General features: G+C 67.7%; 19 protein-coding genes and 2 pseudogenes. 8 read left to right on the top strand and 13 right to left on the bottom strand.

Features of this window, described 5'->3' with window-relative positions; genetic code table 11:
* The first annotated feature begins 116 nt into the window (after nt 1–116).
* On the top strand, nt 117–452 hold the full coding sequence (locus tag IU476_RS34740; protein WP_195106577.1) for a hypothetical protein: 336 nt from the start codon (nt 117–119) through the stop codon (nt 450–452).
* A gap of 209 nt (nt 453–661) precedes the next feature.
* On the opposite strand, the gene IU476_RS34735 is transcribed toward IU476_RS34740, so the two are convergent.
* From IU476_RS34735 to IU476_RS36585, 4 genes and pseudogenes are all read right to left on the bottom strand, one after another.
* Nucleotides 662–1,021 carry a hypothetical protein gene (locus IU476_RS34735; protein ID WP_195106576.1) on the bottom strand — a complete coding sequence of 120 codons (360 nt, stop codon included), beginning with the start codon at nt 1,019–1,021 and terminating at the stop codon, nt 662–664.
* Between the two features lie 106 nt (nt 1,022–1,127).
* Nucleotides 1,128–1,281: pseudogene (locus tag IU476_RS34730) on the bottom strand (ATP-binding protein); the annotation flags it as partial.
* A 976-nt stretch (nt 1,282–2,257) separates the two neighbouring features.
* On the bottom strand, nt 2,258–2,536 hold the full coding sequence (locus IU476_RS36590) for a putative dsRNA-binding protein (protein ID WP_324194569.1): 279 nt from the start codon (nt 2,534–2,536) through the stop codon (nt 2,258–2,260).
* A gap of 166 nt (nt 2,537–2,702) precedes the next feature.
* Nucleotides 2,703–3,017 (bottom strand): annotated as a pseudogene (locus IU476_RS36585) (ribonuclease III family protein); the annotation flags it as partial.
* 716 nt (nt 3,018–3,733) lie between these two features.
* Here IU476_RS36585 and IU476_RS34720 point away from each other — a divergent pair.
* The 3 genes from IU476_RS34720 to IU476_RS34710 all read left to right on the top strand — a co-directional run bounded on the left by IU476_RS34720 (nt 3,734) and on the right by IU476_RS34710 (nt 8,132).
* Nucleotides 3,734–4,723, top strand: a complete 990-nt coding sequence (locus IU476_RS34720; protein WP_195106575.1) for an acyl-ACP desaturase — start codon at nt 3,734–3,736, stop codon at nt 4,721–4,723.
* A 482-nt stretch (nt 4,724–5,205) separates the two neighbouring features.
* Nucleotides 5,206–5,742: a phosphatase PAP2 family protein gene (locus IU476_RS34715; RefSeq protein ID WP_324194568.1), complete on the top strand. Its 537-nt coding sequence runs from the start codon at nt 5,206–5,208 to the stop codon at nt 5,740–5,742.
* Complete coding sequence (locus IU476_RS34710; RefSeq protein WP_195106574.1) at nt 5,739–8,132, top strand: lysylphosphatidylglycerol synthase domain-containing protein; 2,394 nt, start codon at nt 5,739–5,741, stop codon at nt 8,130–8,132. Before IU476_RS34715 ends, IU476_RS34710 begins: the two co-directional genes overlap by 4 nt.
* A 43-nt stretch (nt 8,133–8,175) precedes the next feature.
* Here IU476_RS34710 and IU476_RS37205 read toward each other — a convergent pair whose 3' ends face one another.
* The 3 genes from IU476_RS37205 to IU476_RS34695 form a co-directional block, all read right to left on the bottom strand.
* Complete coding sequence (locus IU476_RS37205) at nt 8,176–8,469, bottom strand: universal stress protein (protein ID WP_324194567.1); 294 nt, start codon at nt 8,467–8,469, stop codon at nt 8,176–8,178.
* 69 nt (nt 8,470–8,538) lie between these two features.
* Nucleotides 8,539–9,171, bottom strand: coding sequence for an Rv1733c family protein (locus IU476_RS34700; RefSeq protein WP_195106573.1), 633 nt, complete (start codon nt 9,169–9,171; stop codon nt 8,539–8,541).
* Nucleotides 9,168–9,461 (bottom strand): nitroreductase family protein, encoded by a 294-nt coding sequence (locus IU476_RS34695; protein WP_195106572.1) that lies wholly within the window; start codon nt 9,459–9,461, stop codon nt 9,168–9,170. The genes IU476_RS34700 and IU476_RS34695 overlap by 4 nt, the downstream gene beginning before the upstream one ends.
* Nucleotides 9,462–9,726: 265 nt before the next feature.
* Between IU476_RS34695 and IU476_RS34690 the strand changes: the two genes are divergently transcribed.
* Nucleotides 9,727–10,311, top strand: coding sequence for a flavodoxin domain-containing protein (locus tag IU476_RS34690; RefSeq protein WP_195106571.1), 585 nt, complete (start codon nt 9,727–9,729; stop codon nt 10,309–10,311).
* Between the two features lie 41 nt (nt 10,312–10,352).
* Here the strand turns inward: IU476_RS34690 and IU476_RS34685 are convergent, their stop codons facing one another.
* Nucleotides 10,353–10,796 (bottom strand): pyridoxamine 5'-phosphate oxidase family protein, encoded by a 444-nt coding sequence (locus IU476_RS34685; RefSeq protein WP_195106570.1) that lies wholly within the window; start codon nt 10,794–10,796, stop codon nt 10,353–10,355.
* Entirely contained in the window at nt 10,797–11,492 is a 696-nt protein-coding gene (locus tag IU476_RS34680; RefSeq protein WP_324194564.1) for a sigma 54 modulation/S30EA ribosomal C-terminal domain-containing protein, read from the bottom strand.
* A gap of 273 nt (nt 11,493–11,765) precedes the next feature.
* Here IU476_RS34680 and IU476_RS34675 point away from each other — a divergent pair, with 273 nt between their 5' ends.
* Entirely contained in the window at nt 11,766–12,413 is a 648-nt protein-coding gene (locus IU476_RS34675) for a response regulator (RefSeq protein WP_195106568.1), read from the top strand.
* A gap of 93 nt (nt 12,414–12,506) precedes the next feature.
* Here IU476_RS34675 and IU476_RS34670 read toward each other — a convergent pair whose 3' ends face one another.
* Together IU476_RS34670 and IU476_RS34665 are read right to left on the bottom strand one after the other, a co-directional pair.
* Nucleotides 12,507–12,914 (bottom strand): DUF302 domain-containing protein, encoded by a 408-nt coding sequence (locus IU476_RS34670; RefSeq protein WP_195106567.1) that lies wholly within the window; start codon nt 12,912–12,914, stop codon nt 12,507–12,509.
* Nucleotides 12,914–13,108, bottom strand: a complete 195-nt coding sequence (locus IU476_RS34665) for a DUF8730 family Cys-rich protein (RefSeq protein ID WP_195106566.1) — start codon at nt 13,106–13,108, stop codon at nt 12,914–12,916. The genes IU476_RS34670 and IU476_RS34665 overlap by 1 nt, the downstream gene beginning before the upstream one ends.
* Nucleotides 13,109–13,296: 188 nt before the next feature.
* On the opposite strand from IU476_RS34665, the gene IU476_RS34660 reads away from it, so the two are divergent.
* On the top strand, nt 13,297–13,557 hold the full coding sequence (locus IU476_RS34660) for a metal-sensitive transcriptional regulator (protein ID WP_195106565.1): 261 nt from the start codon (nt 13,297–13,299) through the stop codon (nt 13,555–13,557).
* Nucleotides 13,558–13,746: 189 nt separating this feature from the next.
* Complete coding sequence (locus IU476_RS34655; protein WP_324194562.1) at nt 13,747–15,486, top strand: sensor histidine kinase; 1,740 nt, start codon at nt 13,747–13,749, stop codon at nt 15,484–15,486.
* A 75-nt stretch (nt 15,487–15,561) separates the two neighbouring features.
* On the opposite strand, the gene IU476_RS34650 is transcribed toward IU476_RS34655, so the two are convergent.
* Both IU476_RS34650 and IU476_RS34645 read right to left on the bottom strand, forming a co-directional pair.
* Nucleotides 15,562–16,377 carry a Gmad2 immunoglobulin-like domain-containing protein gene (locus IU476_RS34650; protein WP_228824793.1) on the bottom strand — a complete coding sequence of 272 codons (816 nt, stop codon included), beginning with the start codon at nt 16,375–16,377 and terminating at the stop codon, nt 15,562–15,564.
* Nucleotides 16,374–16,565, bottom strand: coding sequence for a hypothetical protein (locus IU476_RS34645; protein WP_195106591.1), 192 nt, complete (start codon nt 16,563–16,565; stop codon nt 16,374–16,376). Before IU476_RS34645 ends, IU476_RS34650 begins: the two co-directional genes overlap by 4 nt.
* Between the last annotated feature and the right edge of the window lie 17 nt (nt 16,566–16,582).

Below are 16,582 nucleotides of genomic sequence, written 5' to 3'. Positions count from 1 at the left end.
CCGACGCCGAGACGGCATTCGCGCTGCTGAGCGATGGTCTCCGCAAACTCTGACCGGCGCGCCGAACCCACCCGTGGCGCAGACCGAGCGGTTCCGCGCGACGCAACTAGGAGTCGATGTGGGATCGGGCCAGGCAGAAGGGTTTCGTGGTTGCCGACTCGCCCCATCATCTTCTACCGCGCCCTGGGCCGGTTCATCAGGCGGTCGATCATGCCCGCGGCGACGACATCGCCGCCGCCGCCGAATACTTCTCCCCAGCGGCTGCGATGCAGCCACTCCGGCACAACCTCAAAATCTCACCGACGCAACACATTACCTTCGGAAACCCCACGAAGCCCAGTGATGCCAGCATCGACGAGCCGGCCGCAGAGCACGTCCTCATCACTTACCTGGTGCCCGCTCATGCCGATTTGCGCGCATTCGGCTGGCGCCAAAGGCCCTCGGCTCGTTGAGCTTTCAGCAACGCACTGTAGTGCCGAAAGCCGTGCGATCCGGAGCTGAACTTGGACACCGATAGCTGACCTGGTTAGGAACCCTTGCCTGCTGGTGGGCGTCGTTTAGAACCACTGAGGGAAGAAGATGAATGCCGGAATCAGGCCAGCGTTGATCAGGCCGATGACAGCCAATCCGAATCGCCAGACCTTGACGCTTTTTCGTCGAGTCAGCCATGTTTTGGCGGTTCGACAACGTCTGTAGGCCAGCTGAATGTCGACAACTTGTAGAGACTAAAACGTTGCTCAAGATAGTTGAGCATTGCAGTGTCGAGCCGGTGGAAGTGGCGATGTTTCGCCATCAGCTGCAGAGAAAGGGCAGAAATAAGGACGCCCATGCTCGCGCTGACGATGTGACTCCCGAGTTTGAAATCCGCGCTGAGCGTTATCGTCAGGAGGAAGGCCTGCGCGGTCAGCGTGAGGCTCGGTACCTGCCACATCTTCGCATCGGTTTCGTTGATCCTTGCGTGGAGGAGTTGGTACGAGAGAAGTGCTTTGGTTTCGTCGGCCGAGAGCTGGCCGGGAGGCAACTGAACAATCGGCGGCTGTCTTCACAGGAAGGCCATGCGACATCTTACGCATGAGTGGCAGATCCCAGTCGAACATCCGCAAATGCCGCATATCACGCGTTCGGGGTCAGGCATTGGTCCTAGCGGCGGGAACACGACCCGGATCACGGTCCTCAAGGCGGTAGCTGTCGCCCTCGAGGGAAATGACCTCGGCGCGGTGGGACCAGGCAGTCGATCATCGCCGCGGCGACGACGTCGCCGCCGAATACTTCTCCCCAACGGCTGCGATGCGGCCACTCCGGTACGAACTCAAAGCCTCTCGGCCACAACGTTTTACCTTCAGAACCCAGCGTGGCATCGTTGAAAACATCAGGGAGTCAACATATGTTAGATGTCATCGAACACACGGGTTAGGCAAATCCGCCGCACCGAGGGGAACGAGTCCCCTCTCGCACACAGATCCCGAGAGGTCGGGCCATGGCGTCGGCGACCGACCACACTGTGACGCCGGAAGTGAGCGGTCGCCCGTCAGGCCTCTGCGGGGCCGAAGATACCGAGCTGATTAACCAAACGGACAGATTTTGGTGCCTGAACCGGATATGAGCCTACTGATCTAATCCAAGCTTTCGGTGATGCCGACTCTCGCCTCCGCACCTCTGCCATCCCGGCAAACCCGAGGAGTCGCGGAGCGGCACATTACTGGAGTCGTACCGGTGCCGTGTGCACACCCGGCACCGGAGTGCCTTGCCACCGCCTTACTCCCATCCCACTCCCATCCACCGGCGCCCGCGGCGGCACGCGACACGCCGTACGTCGTGCCGACCAGGCCTGCGCACCAACCACACCGAGCGCAAAATCCCAGTCCGACCCCGATTCCCAGGCCGTCACAGGGCCGCCGACGACACCCCGAAACCGCAGGTCACGACGGAACGGCTGCGAGGTAGCGGGGGGCAAAAGTACAGTATCCATATGCGGTCCTTGTGGATCGCGTATATAGCCACGAAATTGAGAACTTTTTTACTTACCTGCGGCTATCGGCCATTATATGCAGGCCGGGCGCTATTTTGCAGTTAAACCGATCTGGTGATGGCGGCATGTATCTGCAAATCTCCAGCGGGACCGAAGTATCCAGGCCGTGTACAGGCCGCCCTACGGATCATACGTTTGAACGGCAGCCGGACACGGGCTGTGCGCACAGCCCGACACGACGGCGGAACCGCGCGCAACACGACGGTGTCCAACGTGCGCCGGATGTTATCACCGCAGCAGGCATACCCGAGTTGAAGCATAGGGGCGGACGAGGTGGTACACGCCCGGGTCTCGACACAAACGGCGAGGGCGCCGGCGGCACCAGGTACAACGGCGACCACAGGCCTGGAACGTCGGCCAATCCGGGGATGGTCGGTGTGCCCGACGACTTGCGGCGCGTTGCTGAGCCTCTTTCTTGCTTTCGTCCTCTCCCCGGCCGGCCGTTACGCCGCCCACCAGCACGGTGGCGGTGAACCGTGGCGGATGGTCTCTGCCGCGATCGCGCACCGCGTACTCGGGCACGCCCAGTCGCCGCCCGGCTCAACTCCTGCACGTTAGTCTTCCAGTCCGAACCACCGCCGGAACTGTGCATCGCCGAAGCAATTGCGGGCGCGAACACTCGAGTGACCAACTGCGCGGCCTGCTCCTGACCATGCTGCAGATAACAGGCACCCACGACCGCCTTCAGCGCACCTGCGAGGATGCTGTCCTTGTCCCGACCGCCCGTCGCGGCCTCTCCCCTGCCGAGCCGGATACAAAGACCCAGGCCGCCGGGCACGAATCCACGGGCGACCTCGGCGATCGAGTGCATGTTGACGACCGCCGTCCGGAGCTTCTCCAGCCTGCCTTCTGTCATATGTGGGTTCGCGCGAAAAAGCGACTCGGTGACAACCAACGACACCAGGGAGCTCCCGAGAAACTCCAGCCGCTCATTGTTGGGACCGCGCTGTTCGTAGGCGAAGGACCGGTGGGTCAAGGCCAGGGACACCAGAGCCGGATCGATCGGCAAGCCGGTCGCGCCGACGACCGCCGCGACCCCGTCAGGACCGGCACCACGTCGCAATTCGCGCTCCTCGGTTCAACAGGAAGGCCATGTGCAGAGGCATGACGAAAATCGCGGCTGATCAGGCCGTTCGTCGCCCACATCATGCGAGCCACCCTGCGCACCATCCGCGCCCACGCCGAAGCACCCGCCGACGCATCCGCGGCCTGACCAACCGCGCCGAACACCTCGACCACCGCCCCACCGGTACGCGCCCGCATGGGCGACTACCCTGCACTGCAACACCACCACCGCCCGGGTCCCCGGAATCCGCACGATTCGTCATCATCTTGCCTGCTGGTGCAGCCACATCATGAATTCGTGCAGCATCTGGTGCAGTTGTTCGGGCAACATCGTCACTCGTCTCCTCGAATTCTCATGCCCGTGCCCGGGGGTCGGATGCCTCGACGATGCCTGCCGCATACCGGGCCCAACAGCGCCACATGGCCCGAACATTTTCGTCGAACCTGAGATCGAGCATGCTCTGGACGACGCCTGCGGAGAGCCGGCGGTGTCGGTGACGACGTTGTGTAGTAGTCGGGACCTTCTTCCCTACCGGCAAATCCTGGCGGCGGCGACCGTAGACCGCGTTCCGCGGCCGCCCCCGCGGAGACGAAGTGTCGAGGGCGAACGAGCATGTTTTGGAAAGGCGGAAATCCACAGTGGCACGTGACCTGACGCAACGGCAGATTCTCACCGAACTCGAGCCCGTGGCCGGGCAGGCACTGGACCGGCATCTGTCGATGGCCCGGGAGTGGCATCCCCACGACTACATCCCTTGGGACGACGGCCGCAACTTCGCGATGCTCGGCGGCAGCGATTGGGAGCCAGGACAATCCAGGCTGTCGGACGTCGCGAAGGCAGCCTTGGTGACGAACCTGCTCACCGAGGACAACCTGCCGTCCTACCATCGCGAAATCACGGCGAACTTCTCCCCCGACGGCGCCTGGGGAACCTGGGTCGGCCGCTGGACCGCCGAGGAAGCCCGGCATTCCATCGTCCTGCGCGACTACCTGGTCGTCACCCGCGGCGTCGACCCCGTCGCCCTGGAGAACGCGCGCATGACCCACATGACCACCGGTTTCCACACCCCGGTCGGACAAGGCGGCGCCGGGCAGTCCGGGTTTCTGTACTCGGTGGCCTATGTGTCGTTCCAGGAGCTCGCTACCCGGATTAGCCACCGCAACACCGCTTCCGCGTGCGGCGACCCGATCGCCGACCGCATGCTGCAACGGGTCGCGCTGGACGAGAACCTGCACATGATCTTCTACCGCACGATGTGCGGCGCGGCGCTGGACCTCGTCCCCGACCAGGCGATGGAGGCGATCGACCTGATCGTGCGCAACTTCCGGATGCCGGGCACCGGAATGCCCAACTTCCGCCGCAACGGCGTCCTCATGGCCAAACACGGCATCTACGACCTCCGCCAGCACCTGGAGGAAGTCCTCCAACCCGTCGTCCGCCACTGGAACATACTGGGCCGCAACGACTTCGGGCCCCGCGGCGAACAAGCCCGCGAACGACTCGCCGACTATCTCAGCGATCTGGAAACCGTACAGGTACCCCGGTTCGAGGAGCATCGCGACCGCGCCCTCGCCCGCGCGCGTGCACGCCGCACATCAGACACGTCGTCAGCAGCCGTGCACGGGTAGCCGTGAACGGGTCCTCGAGTCTCGAACTGCCGCTTCAAAGATTCCGGCGATACAGTCGGTGCACCAGGCGGGCCTGCTGCGAGTCCTGAACGCGGCCAGCTTGATACAACCCGGCGTCGAACACGGTTGTGCCGTCACCACACCGTCCCCTAGCCATCGAGTAGCTCGCCGCGAGGACCTTGGCCCTCGGACAATGAAGGACTTCGCCCGGCGCGGCTCACGTGCGGCCTCGCCACACTGAAACTGCCGGGAGACAGCGGAGGTGCACGATCGACAGGCCGTTCCCGCCACGCCACGACGATGACTCCGCGGCGGTCGGGTACGACCGGCCGCCGCGGTACGGATGGCTGACGCTGGGTGGCGTCGGCGCGACCGCCGGGGTGGTGTGGGTTACCGGGTCGGGCGTCGCCGACGCCGCGGATCGGCGCGCCTTCCATCTGGTCAATTCCCTTCCCGGCGAATGGCATCGGCCGCTTTGGCTGGTGCAGCTGCTGGGCGTACTCGGCGCGCCGATCGTGATGGGGATCGCCGCACTCCTGGCGCACCGGCCCCGGCTGGCGGTGGGCATGTTGTTGCTGGCACCGACGAAACTGCTGGTGGAGTACGACATCCTGAAGGCGCTGGTCGACCATGACCGGCCCGGCACGTCGATACCCGGGGCGATCCTGCGTGACGTCCCAGCGGCGGGGCAGGCGTTTCCGTCCGGACACGCGATCATCGTCTTCGGGATGGCGACTCTGCTGTCCCCCTACCTCGAAACCCGCTGGCCCGCTTGCCTTTTCGGCACGGCCGCCGTCACGTCCCTGGCACGGGTCTACCTCGGGGCGCATACGCCGTTGGACGTCGTCGGCGGCGCTGCCGCCGGGCTGGCAATCGGCGCGCTCCTGAATCTCGTTGCGGGCGTGCCCGCGCCGCGGTCCGAGACAACCGGACATGCCGATCCGAGTCGAAAGACTCTGACCGGCCGAAGACGCCGATGGGATGGTTCCGGTGAACCGAAGAAGGGCAACCGAGCATGACCATCGACGCCACCGCCGACCGCGCGCCCCGGGCGGCCACATCGTCCCGCGCCCCGCGGCGTAGGCCGATCGAGCGGCACCTCGGCGACGCGGTGCGGGTGGTACTCGGCATCGTCGCCGTCCTGATCTCCGCGCTGGTCGCGCACTACACGAAGGTGCCGCGGCTCGAAGCCGACCTGTTCCACCTCATCAACGATCTGCCGTCGTGGGTGACGCCGGCGCTGTGGCCGATCATGCAGCTGGGCACCATCGGGGCCGTCGGTGTGGCGGCGGTGACGGCACTGCTGTTCCGCCGGGTACGGCTGGCCCGCGACCTGGCCGCCGCCGGAGTACTCGCCTATGTGCTGGCGCTGGTGGTCAAACACCTGGTCGGCCGGGCTCGGCCGGACGCGCTGCTGCCCGATCTGGTGCTGCGCAGCCACCAGGGCGGGCTCGGGTTCGTGTCCGGGCATGCCGCAGTGGCGGCGGCGCTGGCCGCGGCCGCCGCGCCGTGGCTGCCTCGGCCGTGGCGTCGCGTCGCGTGGGCCGCCGCCACCACCGTCGCCCTGGCGCGGGTATTCATGGGCGCGCACCTGATCCTCGACGTCTTCGGCGGCGCGGCCCTCGGGTGGACGATCGCCGCCGGACTGCACCTGCTGTGGGGCGCCCCGGTGCACCGTGCCGAGCCACCCGACGTCCGGCACGCGCTGACGGCGGCCGGTTTCCAGCCACTGGACGTCACGCCCGCACGGGAAGACGCCCGCGGTTCCCGGCCCTTCGCCGTCACCACCGCCGCCGGCCGCGACCTGTTCGTGAAGGTCATCGGCTACCACGAACGCAATTCCGACCTGCTGTTCAAACTGTTCCGGCACGTGATGTTCCGCGAACTGGAGGACGAAACACCCTTCGCCACACCGAAACAACAGGCCGAACACGAGGCGTTCCTCGCCTTGCTCGCCCGCCGCGCGGGGATCCGCACCCCGGAGATCGTGGGCGTCGGCACCACCGATCGCGGCGATGCCTGGTTCGCCGAAGTACGCATTCCCGCAAGCACTCTCGACCACCCCTTGGAACCCGTTCCCGATGACACGCTCCGCGACGTCTGGCGTCAGCTCGCGCTGCTGCGCCAAGCCCGTATCGCGCACCGCGACCTGCGCCTGGCCAACGTGCTCGTCGACGGCGAAGGACGCGCGTGGATAGTCGACTTCGGTTTCGCGGAGTCCAGCGCCTCGCAGCACCGGCTCGACGGCGACGTGGCCGAGTTGCTGGTTTCGATGAGCCTCGCGGTCGGCGTGCCCCGCGCCGTGCGCACTGCCCTGGGGGTGCTCGGCCGTGACGCGCTGCTCGGTGCCGCGCCGCAACTGCAGCCGCTCGCGCTGGCCTCGGCGACACGCAGCGGCGTCCGGCGGCAGCACCGGCTGCTCGAGGAGTTGCGGTCGGCCGTCGCCGCGGCGACCGACACGGAAATCACCCGGCCGGAGGTGATGGTCCGCGTGCGCTGGCAAACCCTCGGCTGGATCGCCGCCACCGTCTTCGCCACTTACATCCTGCTTCCGCAGATCGGACAGCTGGGGGCCACCATCGCCGTCCTGGACGACGCGCGATGGTATTGGCTGGCAGGAACATTCGCGATGGCCGCGGCCACCTACCTCACCGCGACGCTGGCCCTGCTGGGCGCCTGTCCGCGACCGCTGGCCTTCGGGCGCACGGTCAACGCCCAATTGGCGTCGTCGTTCGCCAACCGGCTCGCACCGTTCGGGCTCGGGTCCACCGCCGTCAACGAGCGCTATCTGGAACGGTCCGGAGTGCCGCGTCCTGCCGCGGTCGCCGCCATCGCCCTGCTCGTGAGCTCCGGATTCCTGCTCCATTTCGTCGAATTGGTCGGCGCGGGACTGTGGCTGGGCCGCACCCGTCTCCTGCTCGGCTCGGCGTTGCCCAGCGGGTGGGGACTCCTCATCGGATTCGTCGCCGTGATGACCGTGCTCGGAGCAGGCGTCTGGGTATTCCTGCAACGGCCCGAGTGGTTCGACCAGGTGCGCGGCACCGCGGCAGCGATCGCCGATCTCGCGCGCACACCACGCCGGGCCGCCGCGTTGTTCGCAGGACAATTGGGCACCAACGTCTTCTACATCGCGGCACTCGGCTTTGCGGTGCACGCGTTCGGTGGCACCCCCTCGCCCGCACTCGTGGCCGCGGTCTTCCTCGGCGGCGCGGCACTCGGCGCCGCCAGCCCCACGCCCGCGGGACTCGGCGTCGTCGAAGCTTCCCTGGTCGCCGGGCTCACCGTGGGCGGCGTCCCCAGCGCCTCCGCGATCGCCGGCGTCCTGTCCTACCGTCTGGCCACCTTCTGGCTGCCCGCCGCAATCGGCTTCTTCTCGTTCCGGTCGCTGCAACAGCGGCGGATCCTCTGACGCGCCCGGGCGGGACCCGCACCCACCCGAAATGAGCGAAATGTCACTGCCGCGCAACATCTTTCGCGGACCGGTGGACGACTACGATCGGGCATTCGACCGACGGCAGCAACGCAGCACCGACCGAACCGAGGAGCATACCGGCGAAACCACCGCGGCCGGGGCTGCCGACGATCGCCAACCGACTTTGCGCCGAGACGCTTCGTCCAATTCGCGAACCGGCGGGAAAGGTCGATGAGGTGGGGGAATCACCTCGGTGCTGATCGCGCAGGGCGGCGTCCACAGCGCCCCAGGCCGCCGCGCGGTAGGACTCGGCCGAGCCGTCGACCGCCACCACGATCGCGGGGTGTCGGTTTCGGTCGTGGAAGCGCGGCCGGTCGTGCCCGGCCCTCGCCGTGTGGACCCGTTACGGGTTCCCTTGTCCGATCGGGCGGCCGACCGTGCGCCACTCCCGCGCCCACCGTGCTTCGTGCCGGCGTCGGACCAGCCATGTCGTCACCCGGACAGCGGCCATCGCGCACACCACGATCTGGACCATGAAGCCCAGTGCCAGGCCCGTTCCCCGCCAGGCCGCCACGCCGACCGGCACCGGCGGCGTGGTGGGACGTCCGCCGGGCCCGAGCCAGAGGGTCACATGATCGGCGGGACGCGCCGTGCGTTCGACATCTGTCGACGCCTCGCCCGCATAACCGCCTTCGTTCCACCGCACCACCGCCTCGTACCGGCCGTCGGTGGCGTCGTCCACGACCGACGTCACGTGCGTCGGCGGCTCGGTAAGCACCGCTGTCACTTGTGTTTTCGTAGCGTTCTCGGCGCGGATCTCGGCTTGGGCGCCGGTGTATGCGGCGGTGCCGATCGCGCCGCACACCGGGACGGCGGCCAGGACCACAACGATCACCAGCAGCCGGACGACGCCCTCGATCCGGTCCGACAACCGCAACAACGGGCTGCGGCTCCATGGCGCGGTCCGCCACCACCGCAGCGCCTTCGACGGATAGGTGGTCGGGCTCGGCGCCGCACCCGGCCCGGCGGCTCTCATAGCGGGCGCACGATCTCGTCGATCGGCCGCCGCGGTGTCTGCGGCACCGGCTCGGCACTGGTAGCCGCGAAACCGATCCGGACGATCAGCTGCGGAAAACCGCTGTCGCCCAGCACTTCCGTGCGAATGTGGTCCCGGGCGTCGCGAACCTCGAGCGGCTCGGTCAACGGGCAGCTCGCCAGCCCGAGCGAGGTGGCGGTCAGCAGCCATCCGAACACCTGCGCGGCGACCCGGAATTGATGCAGGGCCGCACCGCAACACGGCCAACGGGCCGAACATCGCTTCCGCATCGGCGATCGCTGTGCGCCGATCGCGCTTCTCCCGGTGATCTCGTTCACGGTCCGGTCTCCCTTCAGCTCGATGTCCGCACTCGAGATTCAGCATCGCGCGCCGTCACACCGGTCGGGACAGCCGAAAGTCCCCTACGGCCAGGCCGTCGGACAGCCCTCGCCAGGCCAGGCGGCACTACGGCAGCCCGCGACACCGGACGAAGGTCGCCCCGAACCACAACGAAGGCCCCTGCCTAGTGGTCTCCGGGCCGCAGACAGTGGTCTTATGACTTCCGACCGTTCCGACCGCACCGAACACACAGTGCTGGTCACCTACGCCAGCGCCCGCGGCTCCACCGCCGAGATTGCCGAATATCTCGCGGACCGCATGCGGGATCGAGGCTTACATGTACGTGCCGCCTCGGTCTCGGAGAACCTCGACCCGCGACTGTTCGAGGCGGTGGTGCTGGGCAGCGCCATCCACAACGGAGCGTTTCTGCCCGAATTCGTCGACTACACCGAACGCCACGGCCTCGCGCTGCGCATGCGCCCGGCCTGGTTGTTCAGCGTCGGCATGGGTCCGGCCCTGCACGGCCCACTCGGCTTCCCGCTCCGGCACGCCACCTCACCGGCGATCGCGGCCGTCCGCGACACCATGTGCGCGCTCGGTTACCAGCCGTTCGCAGGGGTGTTCCAGCGGCCGGACGAGTTGCGGATCCGCGTGATCATGTGGCTGCTCGGCTGCCGCGTCGGCGACCAGCGGGACTGGCCGGCTATCGCCGCATGGGCCGACACCCTCGTCGGCTGGATCGACAAGCGCCTACCGGTCACCCGATTCCCCGCGGTGACCGAACGCGATCACATCTACTGACCTGCGCGTAGCGACACGGGAGAACTGATGACGACACCGGCTCACGACTGCTTCTCGACCAGCCTGATGCCGGTGACGATCTCCGGCTCGATCACGATGACGGTGTCCATCACCATGTCGACCCAGGAATGCAGCAGCCGCTCGTAGCGGGCGAGCCGATCGGGGTCGGTGACCGGGCGAGCGAAGCCGGTCACCACCACGGACCAGCCCAGCCGCCGCGTGGTATCGATGTCGTCGGCTTGGTAGGCGACCACCACGGGTGAGTTGCCGCGAATCGCGCAAGTGAACCTTGCCGCCACCCGCGTCCGCAGCACCACCGAACCGTCCTCGTCCACGAGATGATTCACCGGCCGAATCGCCGGTAGCGCGTCGCGGGTGAACACCACTCGCCCCACCTGCGTACCCGCCAGCAACCGCATCGCCTCGTCACGGTCGAGCTGCACCGTACGACGTTCGGCCGAATCCTCGGCGGCAATGCCCGTCATCTACAGCGCACCGCGCGTCGCTCCGGCGGGCCGCACCACGCTGAGATCGCCGTCGTAGCGACGCAAGAGCAGCCGCCCTCGACGACCGCGTGGATCGGTGTAGAACACGAACGGCAGTCCGTAGCGGCACAGCCTGTCGGCCGCCTCGGTGTCGGTCAGCCACGGGGCGGGCCCCGGATGCAGTGTCAGCGGACCGCCTTCGAGTGGTATCGGTGGCCGTACCAGCCCCTGCCGCACCAACCGCACCCCCAGCGGGCCGGCCCAATACACCACGGCGTCCTCACCGGTTTCGGCATCCACGAACAGGTGCGCGTCGTAATCCATCGCATCCATCACGCGCGCGGCCTCCATCGGAGCGCACATCCGCAGGGCACACTCCTTGCGCCGCACGATCACTCGGCGGCCGGTCACCGACGCCAACGGCGGCCGCGCCGGATCCGGCCACAACCGGAACCCCGCGGCCCTGGTCAGCCGGTCGACGGATCGGTCGAGCCGCTCCGCGGCGGCGGTGGCGACGAAACCGGCCGGGCCGCTGAGCTGAACCCGCACCGGCGTACCCCGATACCGAAAGTTGGCCTGTGCCAGCAGGACTCGCTGTTCTCCGGGGACGAACGACAGCCGCAGCCGCGGGCCCTCCGCGCCGCGCCATCGCCTCAGGACACTGCCGATCTCCGCCTCGAGGCGAGAGGCAACCACACTCTCCGTCATTGCCCGAACGGGTACGCCGACGTCCCGCCGCAGTTCAGCAGTATCACTCGACACCGAAAACGTTCCTTCGTCCGGCCCCTGGACCACCTGATCCCGGCCATCCCATCACCGTGTCCACCAGGCGCGTAGGGCCGAAGGTCCCATGAATTACGGGTCCTCGGGGGACCTTTCGAAGACCCCGGCGATGACTTTCGAGGCTGCCGAGCCACCGCCCGCCGGATTAGCGTGGTGACAGCACCGCTACCGGATGGGAAACGACAGATGATCACAGTGTTCCTGGTCGACGACCACGAAATCGTCCGCCGCGGCGTGGCCGACCTGCTGAACAACGACCCGGAACTGACCGTGATCGGCGAAGCCGGCGATACCTCGCAAGCGCTCGCCCGCATTCCCGCCCTGCGCCCGGACGTCGCTGTCCTCGATGTGCGGCTACCCGACGGCAACGGCATCGAACTGTGCCGCGAACTGCTGTCCAAGCACGAGGGCCTGCGCTGCCTGATCCTCACCTCCTTCACCGACGAGCAGGCCATGCTCGACGCGATCCTCGCCGGGGCCAGCGGCTATGTCGTCAAGGACGTCAAGGGCATGGAACTGGCCCGCGCGGTCAAGGACGTCGGAGCCGGGCTGTCGCTGCTGGACAACCGCGCGGCCGCCGCCCTGATGGAACAGCTACGCCGGCGCACCGAACCGGACGGCCCCCTGGCCAGCTTGACCGAACAGGAACGCAAACTGCTCGACCTGCTCGGCGAGGGCCTCACCAACCGGCAGATCGCCGAGCGAATGTTCCTCGCCGAGAAGACCGTCAAAAACTACGTCTCCCGGCTGCTGGCCAAACTCGGCATGGAACGACGAACCCAAGCCGCCGTCTACGCCTCCTCGCTGCGACGCGAACCGGCTCGATCGTACTGACCAGCCGACCGGCGGCCGCCGCGTCCCGGTCTACGCACCACTCCCCCGGCGCACTCTCGGGCACCGGTCGTCCGTGACCGTCGCGCGGTGCGGCTAAGTGTCCGGATCGGTCAATGATCCGATGGCCGCACGGAGGCGGTCGGTGGCCTCGGCCGCCACCTGCGTGACGACAGCGGTGTCCACGAGGTCGGCCATCATCTCCGGGGCCGCGGCCTCGACCAGGACAGCGTCGGGACCGGTGCTGCGCACCACGACGTTGCAGGGCAGCAGGAGGCCGATGCGGGGTTCGGCGTCGAGTGCGCGGTGCGCCAAGGGCGGGTTGCAGGCGCCGAGGATCGAGTAGGCCGCCATGTCCACGTCGAGTTTCGCCTTCATCGTGGCTTGCACATCGATCTCGGTGAGTATCCCGAAGCCCTGCCGGGACAACGCTGTTCGCGTCCGCTCGAGCGCGTCGCCGAACGAGGTGTGCAGAGTCGCCTTCAGCGTCGGATCCTGCTTCATCACTTCACCTCGGCATCGGAGCGGCGGAACAGCCGGCGCAGCGGGTTGTCGCGGCCGGGCCGCGGATCGCCGGACTGTGGGTGGCCGGGGCACCACCGGTCGGGCGGGACGGCAGCTTTCACCTGCGCGACATGGCGGCCGCAGCCGGACCACGTCGTCTTGCCGCAGACGGTGCAGCGGACCGGATTACACATGCGAATCGTCCTCTCGGTAGGCGTTCACGCCGACGACTCGGCGGCAGCGGCGAATTCGCAGAACGAGTTCCTTTCACCTGCGGTAGCCCGGAGGAGAACTGCCATCCCCCTGGGGATATGACCACTCTAGCATCCCCCCGGGGGGATGTAGGATGGAGGGATCCGCCCACGAGACACAGGAGAGCCGCATGCGACTAGAGCCGGACGAGACGAAAGCCGTGCTCACCCGGATGAAACGGGCACACGGCCATCTGGCCTCCGTCATCCGCATGATGGAGAACGGCGCGGAGTGCGAAGACGTCCTCACCCAGCTCGCCGCCGTCAACAAGGCCCTCAGCCGCAGCGGTTACGCCCTGGTCGCCACCGGACTCCAGCACTGCCTGACCACCGGCGGCCCCGACAGCGTCGATACGAAGAAGATGGAAAAGCTGTTCCTCTCCCTGGCCTGACTCGACTGCGCACGACTCCGGGCGTGCCGGCCGTGGCCTTCTGTCGCTGTCGTCGAGTCTCCGCCTCATCGACCGAGGTATCTCGCGGTTCGCGAAGAGAGTTTTGCCGGACACGATTCATCCCTAAACTTCACAGTGAGGTGGCAACGTCGCACACCGCGGGCACGTCCGGCAGCCAGGAGGACCATCGTGCAGTCGCAATCCCGCTCGCACAGTGCCGGCGCCGATGTGGGCTCGTATTCGGTGCGGGAGACGTTGTCGCAGCTGGGCGTGCGCGAGTTGCTGTCGGAGGTCCGCGACCGCATCGACCAGGTCATCGATACCCGTGACCGGATGGACGGCCTGGTCGAGGCGATGCTGTCGGTCACCGCGGGACTCGATCTCGACCGCACCCTGCGCACCATCGTGCAGACCGCGTGCACCCTGGTCGACGCGCGCTACGTCGCGCTCGGCGTGCGCGGCCACGGCGACGAACTGGAACAATTCATCAACGAAGGCATCGACGAAGACGCCCGCGCCCTGATCGGTGACCTGCCCCGCGGCCACGGCGTGCTCGGACTGCTGTTCAGCCAGCCCAAACCGATCCGGCTGGAAGACCTCGCCCAGCACCCCTCGTCGGTCGGATTTCCGCCCGATCACCCGCCGATGAGCTCGTTCCTCGGCGTCCCGGTCCGCATCCGCGACGAGATCTTCGGCAACCTCTACCTCACCGAGAAAGCGGGCGGCCAGCCGTTCACCGAGGACGACGAGGTCATCGTGCAGGCACTCGCCGCGGCGGCCGGTGTCGCGATCGACAACGCACGACTTTACGAAGGTTCCCGCGCGCGGCAGTCGTGGATCGCGGCCACCCGCGACATCGCCACCGAATTCCTCGCCGGCACCGACTCCGACAAAGTCCTGCACCAGGTCGTCGAACACGCCCGCACCCTCACCGGCTCCAGTACCGCGCTCCTGGCGGTCCCCGACGATCCCGACATCCCCGCCGACGAACTCACCCACCTCACCGTGAGCCATCGCGCCGGCACCCCTGCCGGCGCGGGCGAGCAGCAGCTGGCACTCACCGGCACCGCCGTCGGCGAGGCCTATCTGCAACGACAACCGATGTGCCTGGGCGACGACCACGACGCCCCGCTCGCCGATCCGCTGCCCGACGGCGGACCGGCGCTGGTACTGCCGCTGGCCACCCCCGACACCGTCCTCGGCGTGCTGCTGGTGTTGCGTGAACCCGGATCGGCACCGTTCACCACCGAAACCGTGGAACTGGCCGCGGCGTTCGCCGACCAGGCCGCCCTGGCCATGCAGATGGCCGGCACCCAGCAACGCATGCGCGAACTCGACGTGCTCTCCGACCGCGACCGCATCGCCCGCGACCTGCACGACCACGTCATCCAGCGCCTGTTCTCCATCGGCCTCAGCGCCCAAGGCACCATCGCCCGCTCACACAAACCCGAAGTGCGGCAACGGCTCACCAGCATGGTCGACGACCTGCACCAGGTCATCCAAGAAATCCGCACCGCGATCTTCGACCTGCACGGCGGCGACCAGCGCTCCACCCGGCTGCGCCAGCGCATCGAAGAAGCCCTCCACAAACCTGCCAGTGCCGCCGGCATTGCCGCCGGTTTGCAGGTGTCCGGGCCGCTGTCGGTGGTCGACCACGTCCTCGCCGACCACGCCGAAGCCGTTGTCCGCGAAGCGGTCACCAACGCCGTCCGGCACTCCGGCGCCACCGCGCTCACCGTCACCGTCACCGTCGCCGACGACCTCACCCTCGTCATCGAGGACGACGGCCGCGGCCTCCCCGCCGACCTCACCCCCAGCGGGCTCACCAACCTCGCCGATCGCGCCGCCGAAGCCGACGGGCACTTCGACATCTCTCCCCGAGACATCGGCACCGGCACCCGTGTGTGCTGGACAGCACCGCTGACCTGAACCGATCCGTCGTCGCCATCGCGATCGCGCCCTCTCCAGCCGACTGGCCCAGGATCTCCCGGACGCTCATCCGCATCAACACCGGACCCCGGTCACCGCGAAGCGTTCCACGTCCGCCACATGACCACCGGTAGACACCGCGAGGGTGAGCGTTCCCGGGCAGGTCGCGGTGAACGGAACCGTTGTCCGCCACGGGGTGTCGATGCCGCCGGCCGGAATTCCGGAAACCTCGCCCGCGGGCTGCGCGGCATCGAGCTGCCGCAACCGCACGCGCAAGCTCTCGTCCACTCCGGAGACGCGGCCGCCGACGTTCACCGGCGACCGGATCGTGGCACCGTAGACAGGTTCGGTGAGGGTGAGCGTGCTGTCCTCGCTGCCAACCACCTCCCACGGTGCGTCGGTACCGCTGCCGATGCGCACCAGGTGCAGCACCGCCGCCGTCACCGGGCGACCGTCCGGAGCATCGAAACCCACACTCACCCAAGACTCTTCCGGCCGGACGTCGGACTTCACGGCCTTGTCGACGTTCCCGTAGCCGAGGTACTGCTGCGCGAACATGACCGCGATCGTCCCCGCATCCAGATGCCACGGCTGATGTCCCCCTGCGCGATACGCCTGCTGCCAGGCGGCCGCGTCCGCGGCACCGGCGAACGGCCACAATGGCTGGTAGGCGAACCCGTTCGACCCCGGCGGACCGGCCGACCCTGTCGACGTCGCGCCCGACGGCCGAGTCGAGGCGATCGGCGGCATCGGACTCGTGGACGTCGCGCCGTCGCCTCCGTCCCTGCGAGTCAGCGAAAGATACAACGCCGCCGCGGCCACCACGATCGCGATCGCCACCAGCACGATCACGGTCCTGGAGCGGTACGGCGGAGGCAATTTCGTGGTCACGACACCGCCGCCTCCGCCGGCTCGCGCGGCCCCTGGTCCAGCCGGAACGGTGGATACCCGTCGCGCATCAACGCCGCATACGCCAGCACCCGATGCCACGACCAGCGCACCACCCCGACATTGAAGTCGAAGATCACCCACCCAGCATCGTCGCAGTCGTCGAGATCGGGCGAGAGCCGAAACGGCATGACACACAGGACGATCG

Source organism: Nocardia blacklockiae, from assembly GCF_015477355.1.
GTDB lineage: Bacteria > Actinomycetota > Actinomycetes > Mycobacteriales > Mycobacteriaceae > Nocardia > Nocardia blacklockiae.
Note: the sequence above shows the minus strand (reverse complement) of the source record. Positions and strands in the feature narration are given on the sequence as shown.